Below are 15,086 nucleotides of genomic sequence, written 5' to 3'. Positions count from 1 at the left end.
CGTGTGCCCCTTCGTGCGTGATCTCTCGTGCGTGCTTCCCGGTACGCGCTCCTCTGCGCGGCCCTCAGGCGACCGGGGTGACCGTGGAGGTCCACAGGCGTCGGGCGGCGAGCACCGCGGCCGCGAGGAGGAGGGCGTTGCGCAGCACCATGACAGTGATGCCCGGCCAGGTGCCGGTGACGACGTCCGCGTAGAGGACCGGGTACGCGAGGGTGCTCAGTGCCGCGGCCGGGAGGAGCAACAGGGTGACCGGGCGCATGACCGTGCTGCGCGAGGTCAGGCACACGGCGGCCAGGCCGAGCAGCCAGACCAGGTACTGCGGGCTGATCACCCGGCTGGTGACGGTGAAGAGCAGGACGGCGGCGAACGCGGCGTCCAGCGGGGTGGCCGCGGTCCAGCGGTGGGCGCGGAGCCGCCACAGCAGCAGCCAGATGAAGGCCAGGGCGGTCAGCAGCAGGGCGAGGTGTCCGACGGTGGAGACGTACGGGCCGACGTACTCGAAGGCGCCGTAGCGGAACTCCACGCCGCCCGGCCAGACGCCGGCCGCCTTCGCGAGGGCGAGGCCGGTGCCGCCGAGGGACTCGATCTGGACGCCCCGGTTGCCCTGCTGGCGCAGGAAGCCGAGCGACTCCGAGAAGAGCAGCGCCAGGGTGGCGAGGAGGGCCACGGCGGTGACGGCGGCGGCCGTCCAGGCCTCGCGGGTGGTGCGGCCGCGCGGGGTGCCGATCAGGGTGAGGGCGGGCCAGACCTTGACCATGGCGCCGAGGCCGGCGAGCACCCCGCCGATCCGGTGGGCGACGGAGGAGCGGGCGGTGAAGGCGAGCAGGGCGAGGACGGCGAGTGCGGTGGTCTGCACGTCGTAGCGGGCGAGCGGGAGGTGCAGGAGCAGCGGCAGGCCGAGGACCCAGTACCAGGCGCCGTGGGTGAGGCGGGCGCTGTCGGCGCGGGCGAGGGCCGCGACGACGGCCAGGTCTGCGAGCAGGGTGAGGAAGACGAAGCCCTGGAAGTACGTGAGCCAGGGCAGGACCCCCGGCGACATGATGACCAGGCCGGCGCCCGGCGGGTACTGCCAGGTGGCGTCGCCGGGCGGGAAGGTGCCCTGCGCGAACTGTCCGTACCAGTGCCGGTAGAGCACGTGGACCTCGCTGGCGACGCCGCCGATGCCGAGGCTGTCGCGGTCGAGCAGGAGCAGCATGCCGACGCGGGTGAGCAGCCAGACGACGGCGAGGGCGAGCAGCGGGCCGCGGCCGACCGTCACGAAGGTGGCGGAGGTGAAGGTCTCCGACTCGAAGGGGGACCGGGTCAGGGCGGGAGGCGCCGACCCGGTGCGGGCGGAGCGGGCGGCTCCGGCGGGGGAGCCGGTCGCGGGGCTTCCCGTGGCGGGTTCGTGCGAGGGCGGGTCGGTCGTCATCCCTCCGCACTCTAGACCGCTATGCCCTATTTGCCCTTTCTCTTAGCCTCTGTCCCGGTGAAGTGTTCGTAGGCCGCCACCACCTCGTCCGCCGGTCCGTCCATCCACAACGTGCCCGACTCCAGCCACAGCGCGCGGTCGCAGGTCTCGGTGATGGTGGAGTTCGAGTGGCTGACCAGGAAGACCGTGCCCGCCTCGGCGCGCAGCTCGTCGATCCGGCGTTGGCTGCGGCGACGGAACGGCGCGTCGCCGGTCGCCAGGGCCTCGTCGATGAGCAGCACGTCGTGGCTGCGCGCGGCCGCGATGGAGAAGCGGAGCCGGGCGCCCATGCCGGAGGAGTAGGTGCGCATCGGGCGGGAGATGGCGTCGTCGCCCTTGTCGTTGATGCCGGAGAACTCGACGATGCCGGCGTAGCGCTCGGCGACCTCCCTGCGGCTCATGCCCATCGCGAGCCCGCCGAGGATGACGTTCCGCTCGCCCGTCAGATCGCCCATGAGGGCCGCGTTGACGCCGAGCAGGGCGGGGTGGCCGCGCGTGTAGACGTGGCCCGCGCTGGTGGGCAGCAGGCCCGCGACGGCCTTCAGGAGGGTGGACTTGCCCGATCCGTTCGAACCGATCAGGCCGATCGCCTCGCCCCGGTACGCGGCGAAGCTGACGCCCTTGACCGCGTGGACGGTCTGCTTGCCGCCCCGCTCGGTGTAGGTGACGTGGACGCCGTCGGCGACGACGGTGGGTTCTCGTTCCGTGTGCTCAGCCACGTCCGTACGTCTCCTCCGCCTTCCAGAAGTAGAGGAAGCCGCCGGCGAGGGCCAGCGCGGCCCAGCCGGCCGCGAGCGCCCACACGTGCGGCGGCAGCTGGGAGCCGGTGAAGCTCTCGACGAGCGCGAAGCGCATCAGGTCGATGTAGACGGCGGCCGGGTTCGCCTGGAGCAGCAGGACCACCGCGTGCGGCAGGTCGCGGCCGTGGGTGAGGTGGGCGATCGACCACATGACCCCCGAGGCGTACATCCAGGTGCGCAGCACGAACGGCATCAGCTGGGCGATGTCGGGCGTACGGGAGGCCAGGCGGGCCATCGCCAGCGCGAGCCCGGTGCTGAAGAGGGTCTGGAGCAGCAGGGCCGGGACCGCCAGCAGCCAGCTCCAGCGCGGGAACTCGCCGAAGCAGAAGAGGATGGCGACCAGAGCGCCCAGCGAGAAGACCAGCTGCTGGAGCTGCTGGACCGCGAGCGCGACGGGCAGGCTCGCCCGCGGGAAGTGCAGGGCCCGGACCAGGCCCAGGTTGCCGCTGATGGCGCGGGTGCCGGTCATGAGCGTCTGCGAGGTGAAGGTCCACACGAAGACGCCCGTGATCAGGAACGGGACGTAGTCGGGGATGCCCCGCTGGACGTCCATGAGGACGCCGAAGATCGCGTAGTAGACCGCCGCGTTGAGCAGCGGGTTCATCACCTGCCAGATCTGCCCGAGCCGGGCCTGGCTGTACTGCGCGGTGAGCTTGGCCGTCGCGAAGGCCGTGATGAAGTCGCGCCGGGACCACAGCTGCCGCACGTACGTGGGGAGGGAGGGCCGCGCGCCGCTCACGGTGAGCCCGTGGCGCAGGGCGAGGGCGCGCAGCTCCTCCGAGGAGGGTGGCGCCGGCGGGGTGGGCCTGTTCGGCCGGCCGGGTGGGGCGAGGGTCTGGGTCGTCACGTGCAGCATCGCCTTCGGTGGGGCGGTGGAGCCCGTCCGATGGAACGGGTCCGTATCGTCGCTACGAGGAGACTAGGACGGGCTCACGTCGGAACGCAACCGTCTCGTCGTCTCGTGCCCCGTCGCGTAACCGCTGGTTAAGATCCTGTGCATGACGACACCCTCCGGATCCTCGGGAACCCCTCGTCGCGCCCCCGCGGGAGCCGCCGTGCTCCGGGAGGACGTCACCGAGGCCATCCGCGCCGCCGTCTTCGAGGAGCTGGCCGCGGTCGGCTTCGCCCGGATGTCCATCGAGGGCATCGCCCGCCGGGCCGGAGTCGGCAAGACCGCCGTCTACCGGCGCTGGAAGTCCAAGCTCTCCCTCGTCCTGGACCTGGTCGGCGCGGTCGCCCTCCAGGGCCTGCCCGCCCCCGCCACCGGCTCGCTGCGCGGTGACGTCCGCGCGCTCCTGGAGGTGGCCTCCCACGCCCTGCGCCACCCGGTGGCCTCGCAGGTCATCCCCGACCTCCTCGTCGAGGCCGCCCGGCACCCCGAGATCGCCGACACCCTCAAGGCCGCCCTCCTCGACCCCCAGCAGGGTGTCGTCGCCCAGGTCGTCCGAGCGGCCGTCGAGCGGGGTGAACTGCCCGCCGACGCCGACCCCGACCGGGCCCTCGACCTCGTGATCGGGCCGCTCTACTGGCGGCTCGTCGTCGTCCGCACGGAGCCGCCCACGGGCTACCTCGACGACCTGGCGCGCGCGGCGGTCGCCGCCCTCACCGCATGACCCCGGCCGTACGGGGCTGCTGAGCGCGCCGGCGCCGCGCCCGGCGGGCCGGTTCGCCCTCCGTGCGTACGGTCCCGGGCGCGGCGGGCCTGGTGTCGGGGGCGCGGCCGCCCGCGCGGCGATGCCGCCTCCGGTGCCGAACGGCGGATCCGGACCGGCTCATGACCTTCCGTCAGGCGTGCGTGGGTGTGGTGAGGGGCGCTATCGGAGTCGCCTCCACGGATCGGGCGGCGCGGTCGAGGGCACTGGCCAGCAGGGCCAGATCCGTCGGGCCGTTGCCCAGCTCGCGGACCGGGCGACGGGTGGGCGGGTCGCCCATCCGCTCCCACTCCAGCGGGACCACGGTCGGCCGTTGCGTGGCCGTGCGCGGGATGCGCCCGGTGACCCGGCCCGCCTGGAACGGCGTGACCCGGCCGTCCGGATGCCCCAGGCGCCCGCGTCCGGGCTGCGGCTCGTCGGGCCCCTGGGCCGGAGCGGAGGGCGGCGGGTCCAGCACGATCCGCAGCCGGGCGCCGTGCGCCAGCTCCGTGTCCGCCGTTCGGTCCGGCCGCGCCGAGGTCGCGACCAGATGCACGCCGAGCCGGGCCCCGTTCCGCGCGACCGCCTCCAGTGCCCGCACCACGGACCCGGCCGCCGGTCGGCCCGGCGCGCCGAGCGGGGGCGCGACCAGCGCGTCGAAGTCGTCGACGAGGACGACGAGACGGGGCAGCGCGCCGGCGCCTTCGGCGGTGCCGACGCGCGTGCCGGCCGTCCGAGGCGCGCCGTGCGCCGGGGGCTCGACCGCGCCCGCGCCGCCCGTCGCGTCCGCGCGCAGGGTGCGGCTGCTGGGGCGGTCGCCGAGGAGATCGGACCCGGGCGGCGGAGTGCCCTCACCGAGCGCGCTCGCGCGGTGGGTGCGGGCGCTGGTCGTGTCGTCGAGGGCGTCGGCGCCCTGGCGGTGGGTGCGGCTGCTGCCGGCTGTGTCGTCCGGGGCGCCCGTGCCCGTGCGGTGGACGCGTCCGCCGGTGGTGCCGTCCAGGGCTCCGGTGCTCGTGCGGTACGTGCGCCCGCTCGGGCGGTCGCCGAGGAGGTCCGAGCCCGGCGGCGGGGTGCGGTCGGCGGCCCCGCCGTCCTGGTCGTACACCTCGCCCGCACCGGTGCGGTGGGTGCGGGCGCTGGTCGTGTCGTCGAGGGCGTCGGCGCCCTGGCGGTGGGTGCGGCTGCTGCCGGCTGTGTCGTCCGGGGCGCCCGTGCCCGTGCGGTGGACGCGTCCGCCGGTGGTGCCGTCCAGGGCTCCGGTGCTCGTGCGGTACGTGCGCCCGCTCGGGCGGTCGCCGAGGAGGTCCGAGCCCGGCGGCGGGGTGCGGTCGGCGAGCGGGGGTGTGCCGGGCCTCGGGAGGCGGGCGGTCGGGGTGTCGCCGACCGCGCCGTCGGCGGCCACACGGAGGGTGCGGCCGCTCGGGCGGTCGCCGAGGAGGTCCGAGCCGGGGGGCGGGGTGCGGTCGCCCAGGGGCGCCGCTCCGACCGGGGTGCGGGGCAGCCGGCCGCTGCCCGGGTCGGCCAGGTCGGCCGCGCCCGAGCGCGCCTCCGGGATGCGGGCCGTGGCGCGGGGCCCGGCCGGGACGGACTCGGCCGGGCTCGGCGAGCGCTGGCCGACCAGGCGGCCCGAGCGCCGGTCCGCGAAGTGCGTGTCGCCGAGGAGCTCGGCGCGGCGCTTCAGCTCGGCGCCGAGGGCCTGGGCGAACTCCCGCATGCGTACGGGGTCGGAGGCGACCAGGTGCTCCGTGACGTGCGGCAGCTCCGTGCAGGCCCCGAGGCCCTCGCCGCGCTCCCCGCCCGCGCCGTCCACCAGGAGCAGGCCGAGCCGGTCGGGGCGGCCCCCGGCCGCGAGCGAGGCGGCGATCGAACGCAGCAGTTCGGTGCGGCCGCTGCCCGCCGGGCCCTCGATCAGCAGGTGCGGGCCCTCCTGCGTGAGGTCCACGGCGACCGGCCCGCGGGGCCCGGCACCCAGGATCGCCGTGCCGTCCGACGAGGAGGCCCAGCGGGCCATCAGGGACGCGGGGGTGGCCCGGGCCAGGCCCAACTCGTCGAGGAGCCGGGCCGAGGGCGGCAGCGCGGCGGCCGCGCGCCCCTGCCCGGGGCCGCCGCCCGCCTCCGTACGCAGAGGGGCGAGGGCCCGCCCGAAACGCTCGGCCCACGCGACGGACACCGCGTCCACCACGCCGACCGTGCCGTGCCCGGCGGCCCGGCCGCCGGCCGTGCGCAGCAGCCGCAGCGCCGTCGCCACGTCACCGCTGAGCAGCGCCGCGGCCCCGCACTCGCGGAAGGCGAAGGAGGCCGCGCACGCCTCCTCGTACGTCGCCGCGACGGGCGAGGCGGGCGAGGCGGCGGGCGCCTCGGCGAGGCAGACGAGATGGATGCCGGCGGCGGCGCCCGCTCCGGCCAGCCGGGCCGCCGTCTCGCGCAGCGCGGCGGAGCCCGGGTCACCGTCGACGATCACGACCGTCGCGGGCCCCTCGTACCGCGCGGCGGCCTCGGCGACGGCCGCCCGGTCGGCGCTCGGCCAGCCCGGCCCGAGCGGGCCGTCGTCGAGGCGCCGGGTGAGCTCGGTCAGGCGCGCGTGCGCCTGGTCGCGGTCGTACGCGAGGAGCAGCCTGCAGTCCTGGCCGTGCGCGGGCCGCGCGTGCGGCAGCCAGCCGAGCCAGCCCCAGGCCCGGCGCCGCTCCTCCAGGGGGCGGTTCCGGTCGGCGCTGACCAGGACGATCTCCAGATCGGCCGGGGAGTGCAGGGCGGCGAGCTGGGCGACCACGGAGCGGGCGAGCCCGGCGAGCCGGGGCGCGGGTCCGGCGAGACCGAGCGAGCCGGCCTCGCGCAGTCCGACGGTGACCGGCACGCCGGACAGCTCCGCGCGGTCCGTGGTGCCGAGCCGGACCACGAGGCTCTCCGGGTGCCCGGGGCCCCGCTCCCACAGGCGCGGTCCGGGGCCGAGCGCGGTGAGCAGCACGGCGGCGGGGTCGGGCCAGCTGTCGGGCGAGGGGCCGGGCGCGGCCCCGGGGACGGCTCCGGCGAAGGCGGGCACGGGCTCCACCCCGTACTCGCCGGAGCCGGCCTCCTCGCGGCCGCCGGCGAGCCGCCGGGCCCAGGCGCCGAGCCCTCGTTTGCGGGTCTGCCGGGTCCTGCTGTGTGCCTCGACCTCGCCCTGGGCCTCGGCGGCCTCCTCCGCGCGCGCGTGCCCGTGTCCGTCGCCGTCGGTGAGCGGGATGCCGGCGCCGTGCGTCGCGTCCTGGGGCGCCGCGCCCGTCGCGTACGCCCGCGTGGGGACCGCGGGGACCGGGCCGGTCGGCTCCGGGGGCCCGGCCGTCTCGGGGCGGGCCAGACGCAGATGGCCCTCGCCGTCGGGGGCGGTCGGCAGCACCCGGTCGGCGCCGGCGGCTTCGCCGGGGCCGGTCAGGCGCAGGGCGGACTCGCCGACCCGCAGCAGGGCGCCGGGCGGGAAGCGGACGGGCTGCGGGCCGACGGGGACGCCGTCGACGCTCGTTCCGTTGGTCGAGCCCGGGTCGGCGACCGTGACGCGGCCGTCCGCGCCGACCGTCACCGTGCAGTGGGAGCGGGACACGTCCGGGTCGTCGAGCGGCACGTCCGCGTCCACGGAACGGCCGATTCTGATCGCTCCGCCATGGAGCAGATGCACCCCTCCGGCGTCCGGTCCGGCCACCACGTGGAGCCGGGCGGGGGCGCCCTCGTCGACGCCCTCGTCCGCGCCGGGCACCTGGAGGGAGAGCACGGCGCCGTCGACCAGCGGCGGCACACCGAGCAGGCAGCGGCGGGTGTCGAGGCGCTCCGCGCCCGCGTACAGCACCGTGGTCCCCGAGGACGAGGTGTCCGGGCCGGAGACGGCCGCGGCGAGGGACGAGGCCACGGCGGCCAGCTCGGTCCCCGCGGGCGCGGTGACGAGCACGTCGCAGGCGCGCCCGGCGCCGTGGCCGGCGTGCGGCGCGAGGACGGTCAGCCGGATCTGCATCGCCGTCAGCGGTCCCTTCTGCGCGGCGCGCCCGGCAGGGGAATCCCACTCGCTCCCCCCACCCGGCACGGACGCGTCGTCCGGTACAGGTCGGCACGGCGCGGGGGCTCCCGACCCCCGACACGACGTGCTGTAGGCATCCTCGCACCTGCCACTGACAACCCGCCCCCGGGTCGTCCAGAAGTGATCTTGTTCGGTCGCGCTCGAAGCCCCACCGGACGGGAATTCGCCTGGTTGCGCACGTCTCGCGGTGCTTCCGGCAACCCGCGGAGCGCCCCCGGCGTCTTCTTCCAGGACGCGTACGGCGCACGCGGGGCGCGCGCGGGGTGCGCACGGGGCACACGTACGGCGTCGTGATCGGCCGTCCCGCAGACGGTCGATGACCCGTTCGGCGGCACTAAAGTGGGTCGGACACCCGGACGGGTCACAGAACACACAGGGACCGCGGGGACACTTCGACGAAGCACCCCCCGGACCCCAGGACCTGGGACCCCAGGACCACGATCAGCAGGGAGCGCGTGACGTGCGGCCTATCGGCAGCAAGTACCTGCTCGAGGAGCCGCTCGGCCGCGGCGCCACGGGCACCGTCTGGCGAGCCCGCCAGCGGGATACGGCCGGCCCCGAGGCGGCCGTGCCGGGCCAGCCCGGCGAGACCGTGGCGATCAAGGTCCTCAAGGAGGAGCTGGCCAACGACGCGGACATCGTGATGCGCTTCCTGCGCGAGCGGTCCGTGCTCCTGCGGCTCACCCACCCCAACATCGTGCGCACCCGCGACCTCGTCGTGGAGGGTGACGTCCTCGCCCTGGTCATGGACCTCGTCGACGGCCCCGACCTGCACCGCTACATCCGCGAGAACGGCCCGCTCACCCCGGTCGCCGCCGCGCTGCTCACCGCGCAGATCGCGGACGCGCTCGCCGCCAGCCACGCCGACGGCGTCGTGCACCGCGACCTCAAGCCCGCGAACGTGCTGCTGGCCGAGCGGGACGGCGCGATGTTCCCGATGCTCACCGACTTCGGCATCGCCCGCCTCGCCGACTCCCCGGGCCTGACCCGCACCCACGAGTTCGTCGGCACGCCCGCGTACGTGGCCCCCGAGTCCGCCGAGGGCCGCCCGCAGACCTCCGCCGTCGACATCTACGGCGCCGGCATCCTGCTCTACGAGCTGGTCACCGGGCAGCCGCCGTTCGCCGGCGGCACGGCGCTCGAGGTCCTCCACCGCCACCTGAGCGAGGAGCCGCGCCGGCCCTCGACCGTGCCCGGGCCGCTGTGGACGGTGATAGAGCGCTGCCTCAGCAAGAACCCGGACGGGCGGCCCAGCGCCGAGAACCTGGCCCGCGCACTGCGTACGGTCGCCGCCGGCGTCGGCGTGCACGCGACCCCCGCGCAGATCGAGGCCGCCGACGGCGTCGGCGCGCTGCTCGCCCCCGACCCGGCCCCGGCCCCGGTCCCGCAGGTCCCGGGCGTGGACCCGGCGGGCGCGACCCAGGTCCTGCCGAGCGGCGCACCGCAGCCGCCGCTGTACGACCCCGCCGCGCCGACCGGCGTGATGCCGACCAGCGGCCCGGCCGGCGCCGCCGACCCGACCGCCGTGCTGCCGGCCGCCGGACGTGGCCCGGTGGACGCCGCCGATCCGACCGCGGTCATGCCGCCCGTACCGCAGGACGCGCCGGCCGAGCAGCCGCACCCGTGGCAGACACAGCTGCGCGCGGCCCGGGACCGTAACGAGCAGACCCAGGTGCAGTACCTCGACCCCAGCGAGGACCCGCTGCGCCGGCGTCCGCAGCGGCGCCAGCAGCCGCCGCAGGGCGGGCCGCAGCAGTACCGGCAGCAGCCGCCGCCGCAGCAGTACCAGCAGCCGCAGCAGCCTCCGCAGTACCAGCAGCGTCCGCCGCAGCCGTACCAGCAGGGCCCGCAGCCCCAGCCGTACGCGCAGCAGCAGCCGCAGCGGCAGCAGTACGCGCCCCAGCCGCCCCAGCAGCAGTACGCGCCCCCGCAGCCGCCGCCGCAGGCCCCCGCGCCCGCACCGGCGGCCCGCGAGCCGCGCCCGCCCCGCCAGCGCAGCGCCAACCCGATGCACATCCCGGGCCTCGGCTGCCTCAAGGGCTGCCTGTTCACGATCGTGCTGTTCGTGATCGCGGGCTGGCTCATCTGGGAGCTCACCCCGCTCCAGGACTGGGTCGCCTCGGGCAAGGGCTACTGGCAGGCGATCGGCGACGGCATCAGCTCCTTCACGGACTGGGTGTCCTCGCTCGCCGACAGCGCCGACAGCGGCACCGGTGGCACCGGAGGTTCCGGCGGCGGCACGGGGCAGTGAGGGCCGGTAAAGACCGGCGATTCTGTCGCTTTGTCGACTTCCGAGGGGTGATTTCCCCTCGGAAGTGCCGGTCGGCGCCCTCGGCCGCGTAACTTTGACGCGAACCGCAGCCGCTGAGGGAGCAGTCTTGGCACGGAATATCGGCAGCCGCTACACGGCCCACCAGATCCTCGGGCGGGGCAGCGCCGGCACGGTGTGGCTCGGCGAGGGCCCCGAGGGCCCCGTCGCCATCAAGCTGCTGCGCGAGGACCTCGCCTCCGACCAGGAGCTCGTCGGCCGTTTCGTCCAGGAGCGCACCGCGCTGCTCGGACTCGACCACCCGAACGTGGTCTCCGTCCGCGACCTCGTCGTCGACGGCAACGACCTCGCGCTCGTCATGGACCTGGTCCGCGGTACCGACCTGCGCACCCGCCTGGACCGCGAGCGCCGGCTCGCCCCCGAGGCCGCCGTCGCGATCATCGCCGACGTCGCCGACGGCCTCGCCGCCGCCCACAAGGCCGGCGTCGTCCACCGGGACGTCAAGCCCGAGAACATCCTGCTCGACATGGAGGGCCCGCTCGGCCCGGGCGGGGCCCACCCGGCGCTCCTCACCGACTTCGGCGTCGCCAAGCTCATCGACACCCCCGGCCGCACCAAGGCCACCCGGATCATCGGCACCCCCGACTACCTCGCCCCCGAGATCGTCGAGGGCCTGCCGCCGCGCGCCGCCGTCGACATCTACGCCCTCGCGACCGTCCTGTACGAGCTGCTGGCCGGCTTCACCCCGTTCGGCGGCGGCCACCCCGGCGCCGTCCTGCGCCGGCACGTCACCGAGACCGTCGTCCCGCTCCCCGGCATCCCCGAGGAGCTGTGGCAGCTGATCGTCCAGTGCCTCGCCAAGGCCCCCGCCTCCCGGCTGCGGGCCTCCGAGCTCGGGACCCGGCTGCGGGACGTGCTGCCGCTGCTCAAGGGCATCCCGCCGCTCGACGTGGACGAGCCGGACGCGGACCCGGTGGCGGAACCGGAGGAGGACCCCTACCCCACGAGCGCGGGGGAGCAGGCCCCCCGCCGGGCCGCCGTCCCGCTCGTCCCCGGCGCCTCCACCGACTCCAACCGGGACACGCACACCTCCATGCGGGTCCCCGGCCCCGACGAGCTCTCCGGCGGCCCCCTCGGCACCGCCCGGGCCCCGCGCCCGGCCGGCGCCCGGCGGCCCGGCTCCGCCCGGCACAAGGCGGACGCCGTCCGCAAACGCCGGATCACGCTCACGGTGGCGGCCGTGGTCGTCGCGGGCGCACTGGGCGCCGGCGGCTATCTGGCGGCCTCAGGGGACGCCGGGACCCCGCCCCAGGACAGCCGCCCGTCGGCCCGGCCGTAGTCGCGGGGTCCGGGTCCTTGCCACGAGCCGTTACGCTGGACGCGTGGCAGTCGTCGATGTATCCGAAGAGCTGAAGTCCCTCTCCTCGACCATGGGGTCGATCGAGGCCGTCCTGGACCTCGACAAGCTGAGGGCAGACATCGCCGTGCTCGAAGAGCAGGCCGCGGCCCCGTCCCTCTGGGACGACCCGGAGGCGGCGCAGAAGATCACGAGCAAGCTTTCCCACCTCCAGGCCGAGGTCCGCAAGGCCGAGGCGCTGCGCGGCCGTATCGACGACCTCGCGGTCCTGTTCGAGCTGGCCGAGGAGATGGACGACCCGGACACCCGGGCCGAGGCCGAGACCGAGCTCGTGGCCGTGCGCAAGGCGCTCGACGAGATGGAGGTCCGCACCCTCCTCTCCGGCGAGTACGACGAGCGCGAGGCACTGGTGAACATCCGGGCCGAGGCCGGCGGCGTCGACGCCTCCGACTTCGCCGAGCGCCTCCAGCGCATGTACCTGCGCTGGGCCGAGCGCCACGGCTACTCGACCGAGGTCTACGAGACGTCCTACGCCGAAGAGGCGGGCATCAAGTCCACGACCTTCGTGGTGAAGGCCCCGTACGCCTACGGCACCCTCTCCGTCGAGCAGGGCACCCACCGTCTGGTCCGCATCTCGCCCTTCGACAACCAGGGCCGCCGCCAGACCTCCTTCGCCGGCGTCGAGATCCTCCCGGTCGTCGAGTCCTCCGACCACGTCGAGATCGACGACTCGGACCTCCGCGTCGACGTCTACCGCGCCTCGGGCCCCGGCGGCCAGGGCGTCAACACCACCGACTCGGCGGTGCGCATCACGCACATCCCGACCGGCATCGTGGTCTCCTGCCAGAACGAGCGCTCCCAGATCCAGAACAAGGCGAGCGCCATGAACGTCCTCCAGGCCAAGCTCCTCGAGCGCCAGCGCCAGGAGGAGCGCGCCAAGATGGACGCCCTCAAGGGCGACGGCGGCAGCTCCTGGGGCAACCAGATGCGCTCGTACGTCCTCCACCCGTACCAGATGGTGAAGGACCTCCGTACGGAGTTCGAGGTCGGCAACCCGCAGTCCGTCCTGGACGGCGAGATCGACGGCTTCCTGGAGGCGGGCATCCGCTGGCGCAAGCAGCAGGAGCAGGGCGCCCAGGGCTGACCCCCGCCCCGCCTGCAGACACACCCGCTCGGGCCCCGCTCACCTCTGGTGAGCGGGGCCCGAGGTCGTCATGCGCGTGACAGATTGCGCGACGCCGGGCGGTGCTTGTGGGCGGGCGAGGGGGAAGGGGCGACCGTCTCGCCCGAGATGGGTTTCTGTCGGACCGGGAAGCATGTGACGGCGCGTGACGCAAGCCTGGCGGATTCGCTGCAGCAAGCGACCCATCGGCGATTCTGACGCTTTGTCGACATGGGAACCGCCTCTGCGGGGGCGGGAGTTCCGGGTTTACGTCACAGTTGCATCCCCGCATGGCGGGCAGAAATGGATCTTTCGGGCATCGCACGCGCAACGACCTTGACGCGCCATCGGAAACTCGGAAGGGTGATACGCGGCATGCGTGTTCTGGGGCGCGTGTGAAACGGGGGCAGGTCCAGTGCATGTGACGCCCCCGGTGCCCGAAGCCCCGAGCGCAGCTCTACAGACGATTTTGAGCTACTGGGGGTAGCAGCCAGATGACGAAGAAGACGCGGGTCCGCTTTGCGCGGGTCGCCGCCGGTGTGGTCATCGCCGCCGGTGCGTCGCTGACGGCGGCCGGTGCCGCGCAGGCCGTGGGTGTGAGCGTCACGCTCGGCACCGAGGACGAGCCGCCCTGCGAGATCGACCCGACGCTCTGCCCGACGCCGACGGACGACCCGAAGCCCACGGATGACCCGAAGCCCACGGACGACCCGAAGCCGACGGACGACCCGAAGCCCACGGACGACCCCAAGCCGACGGACGACCCGAAGCCCACGGACGACCCCAAGCCGACGGACGACCCGAAGCCGACGGACAACCCGAAGCCCACGGACAACCCGAAGCCGACGGACAACCCGAAGCCCACGGGCAACCCGAAGCCGACGGGTCAGCCCACCACCCCGGGTGACGACGACAGCGACGACAACGGCGCCGGCACCTGCACCGTCGACCTCGACGGTGCCGAGTGCGTGGACAACGACCCGGGCACCAACAACGCCGGCTCGCAGCCCGTCGAGCAGGGCAAGGCCAAGGAGGAGCTGGCCGAGACCGGCGCCGCCGAGACCTCGTTCCTGATCGTCGGCGCCGCCACCATGATCGCCGGTGGCATCGGCTTCCGCTTCCTGCCGCGTCTCGTCGGCGGCGGGCGCACCGCCGTCTGAGGCCTGTAGGGGCATCCAGAGGCGTAGAGAGATATGGAGGAGGGCCGGACACCCCTGTGGGGTGTCCGGCCCTCCTGCGTACTGCTACGCGGTCTACGTACCCTTCAGCGCCGCCAGCAGGGCCATCGTCGCCACCAGCGCGATCACCAGGGTCAGCAGCATCGCCGGGGTCACGCCCGTCGGCTGGGGCAGTCGCTCGCGGTTCGCGCGGCAGACGGGACAGCGGCCCTCCGCGACGGGGGCCGCGCAGTTGGCGCACACCAGTCGGTCATAGGTCATGCGCTCTCCTCCTCCCGCACGGGTCCTCACCTCAAGAACGCTCCGGGTGAGCCGCGCGTTCCCCTACCACTGTGCCAGCTCCGAGGCGTTTCGGCGCGCCCCGTGGGAGTGGGATCGGGAGGACGAAAAGGATAAAGCACACAAGCCCGGACCGCGACTGCGCAGGCCATGCCCGTTCGCGTATGGTCACGCACACCTACTCCCGGCCGACCGTGGTGCATCCGTGATCCGATTCGACAACGTCTCCAAGTCCTATCCGAAGCAGAACCGCCCCGCGCTCCGGGATGTCTCCCTGGAGATCGAGAAGGGGGAGTTCGTCTTCCTCGTCGGTTCCTCCGGCTCCGGAAAGTCGACCTTCCTGCGGCTGATCCTGCGCGAGGAGCGCGCCAGCCACGGACAGGTCCACGTCCTGGGCAAGGACCTCGCCCGGCTGTCCAACTGGAAGGTGCCGCACATGCGCCGCCAACTGGGGACGGTCTTCCAGGACTTCCGCCTCCTCCCCAACAAGACCGTCGCCGAGAACGTGGCCTTCGCCCAGGAGGTCATCGGCAAGCCCCGCGGCGAGATCCGCAAGGCCGTCCCCCAGGTCCTCGACCTGGTCGGCCTCGGCGGCAAGGAGGACCGCATGCCCGGCGAGCTCTCCGGCGGTGAGCAGCAGCGCGTCGCCATCGCCCGGGCCTTCGTGAACCGCCCGATGCTGCTGATCGCGGACGAGCCCACCGGCAACCTCGACCCGCAGACCTCCGTCGGCATCATGAAGCTGCTCGACCGCATCAACAGGACGGGGACCACCGTCGTCATGGCGACCCACGACCAGAACATCGTCGACCAGATGCGCAAGCGCGTCATCGAGCTGGAAAAGGGCCGCCTCGTCCGCGACCAGGCGCGCGGCGTCTACGGATACCAGCACTGAGCCTGTAGCGAGTAGGAGAA

At 74.6% G+C, this 15,086-nt stretch carries 11 protein-coding genes; 6 read left to right on the top strand and 5 right to left on the bottom strand.

Translation table 11 applies throughout. The features are described from left to right. Positions 1-64: 64 nt before the first annotated feature. Genes AB0M16_RS34455 through AB0M16_RS34445 form a run of 3 tightly spaced genes read right to left on the bottom strand, consistent with a single transcriptional unit; the run spans position 65 to position 3,022 of the window. Positions 65-1,411, bottom strand: a complete 1,347-nt coding sequence (locus AB0M16_RS34455; protein WP_365350147.1) for a glycosyltransferase 87 family protein — start codon at positions 1,409-1,411, stop codon at positions 65-67. Between the two features lie 26 nt (positions 1,412-1,437). Next, a complete protein-coding gene (locus tag AB0M16_RS34450) occupies positions 1,438-2,169 on the bottom strand; it encodes an ABC transporter ATP-binding protein (protein WP_365350145.1) in 732 nt (243 codons plus the stop codon). Continuing rightward, positions 2,162-3,022, bottom strand: a complete 861-nt coding sequence (locus AB0M16_RS34445; protein WP_365350187.1) for an ABC transporter permease — start codon at positions 3,020-3,022, stop codon at positions 2,162-2,164. The genes AB0M16_RS34450 and AB0M16_RS34445 overlap by 8 nt, the downstream gene beginning before the upstream one ends. A gap of 226 nt (positions 3,023-3,248) precedes the next feature. Here AB0M16_RS34445 and AB0M16_RS34440 point away from each other — a divergent pair, with 226 nt between their 5' ends. Then, positions 3,249-3,863: a TetR/AcrR family transcriptional regulator gene (locus tag AB0M16_RS34440; RefSeq protein WP_365350143.1), complete on the top strand. Its 615-nt coding sequence runs from the start codon at positions 3,249-3,251 to the stop codon at positions 3,861-3,863. Between the two features lie 172 nt (positions 3,864-4,035). Here the strand turns inward: AB0M16_RS34440 and AB0M16_RS34435 are convergent, their stop codons facing one another. Continuing rightward, positions 4,036-7,863, bottom strand: coding sequence for an FtsK/SpoIIIE domain-containing protein (locus AB0M16_RS34435; protein WP_365350141.1), 3,828 nt, complete (start codon positions 7,861-7,863; stop codon positions 4,036-4,038). A gap of 523 nt (positions 7,864-8,386) precedes the next feature. Here AB0M16_RS34435 and AB0M16_RS34430 point away from each other — a divergent pair. The 4 genes from AB0M16_RS34430 (at position 8,387) to AB0M16_RS34415 (ending at position 13,874) form a co-directional block, all read left to right on the top strand. Further along, positions 8,387-10,177: a protein kinase gene (locus tag AB0M16_RS34430; RefSeq protein WP_365350139.1), complete on the top strand. Its 1,791-nt coding sequence runs from the start codon at positions 8,387-8,389 to the stop codon at positions 10,175-10,177. 127 nt (positions 10,178-10,304) lie between these two features. Next, on the top strand, positions 10,305-11,534 hold the full coding sequence (locus tag AB0M16_RS34425) for a serine/threonine-protein kinase (protein WP_365350137.1): 1,230 nt from the start codon (positions 10,305-10,307) through the stop codon (positions 11,532-11,534). Positions 11,535-11,577: 43 nt separating this feature from the next. Next, the gene (gene prfB, locus AB0M16_RS34420) at positions 11,578-12,696 is read left to right on the top strand and encodes a peptide chain release factor 2 (RefSeq protein ID WP_365350135.1); all 1,119 of its coding nucleotides are present in this window, start codon (positions 11,578-11,580) and stop codon (positions 12,694-12,696) included. 512 nt (positions 12,697-13,208) lie between these two features. After that, positions 13,209-13,874, top strand: coding sequence for a hypothetical protein (locus AB0M16_RS34415; RefSeq protein WP_365350133.1), 666 nt, complete (start codon positions 13,209-13,211; stop codon positions 13,872-13,874). A gap of 93 nt (positions 13,875-13,967) precedes the next feature. Here the strand turns inward: AB0M16_RS34415 and AB0M16_RS34410 are convergent, their stop codons facing one another. After that, a complete protein-coding gene (locus AB0M16_RS34410; RefSeq protein ID WP_365350131.1) occupies positions 13,968-14,153 on the bottom strand; it encodes a hypothetical protein in 186 nt (61 codons plus the stop codon). 223 nt (positions 14,154-14,376) lie between these two features. On the opposite strand from AB0M16_RS34410, the gene ftsE reads away from it, so the two are divergent. Then, positions 14,377-15,066 (top strand): cell division ATP-binding protein FtsE, encoded by a 690-nt coding sequence (ftsE, locus tag AB0M16_RS34405; protein ID WP_345487862.1) that lies wholly within the window; start codon positions 14,377-14,379, stop codon positions 15,064-15,066. Positions 15,067-15,086 lie beyond the last annotated feature (20 nt).

Source organism: Streptomyces sp. NPDC051921 (genome assembly GCF_040680975.1).
In the GTDB taxonomy this organism is placed as follows: Bacteria; Actinomycetota; Actinomycetes; order Streptomycetales; family Streptomycetaceae; genus Streptomyces.
The sequence above is the reverse complement of the archived record's forward strand: the minus strand, read 5'-3'. Positions and strand labels throughout refer to the sequence as shown.

Coding starts and splice junctions, on each gene's coding strand:
- AB0M16_RS34455 (WP_365350147.1), bottom strand. CDS start 1,411: ATGACGACCGACCCGCCCTCGCACGAACCCGCCACGGGAAGCCCCGCG.
- AB0M16_RS34440 (WP_365350143.1), top strand. CDS start 3,249: ATGACGACACCCTCCGGATCCTCGGGAACCCCTCGTCGCGCCCCCGCG.
- AB0M16_RS34435 (WP_365350141.1), bottom strand. CDS start 7,863: ATGCAGATCCGGCTGACCGTCCTCGCGCCGCACGCCGGCCACGGCGCC.
- AB0M16_RS34415 (WP_365350133.1), top strand. CDS start 13,209: ATGACGAAGAAGACGCGGGTCCGCTTTGCGCGGGTCGCCGCCGGTGTG.
- AB0M16_RS34410 (WP_365350131.1), bottom strand. CDS start 14,153: ATGACCTATGACCGACTGGTGTGCGCCAACTGCGCGGCCCCCGTCGCG.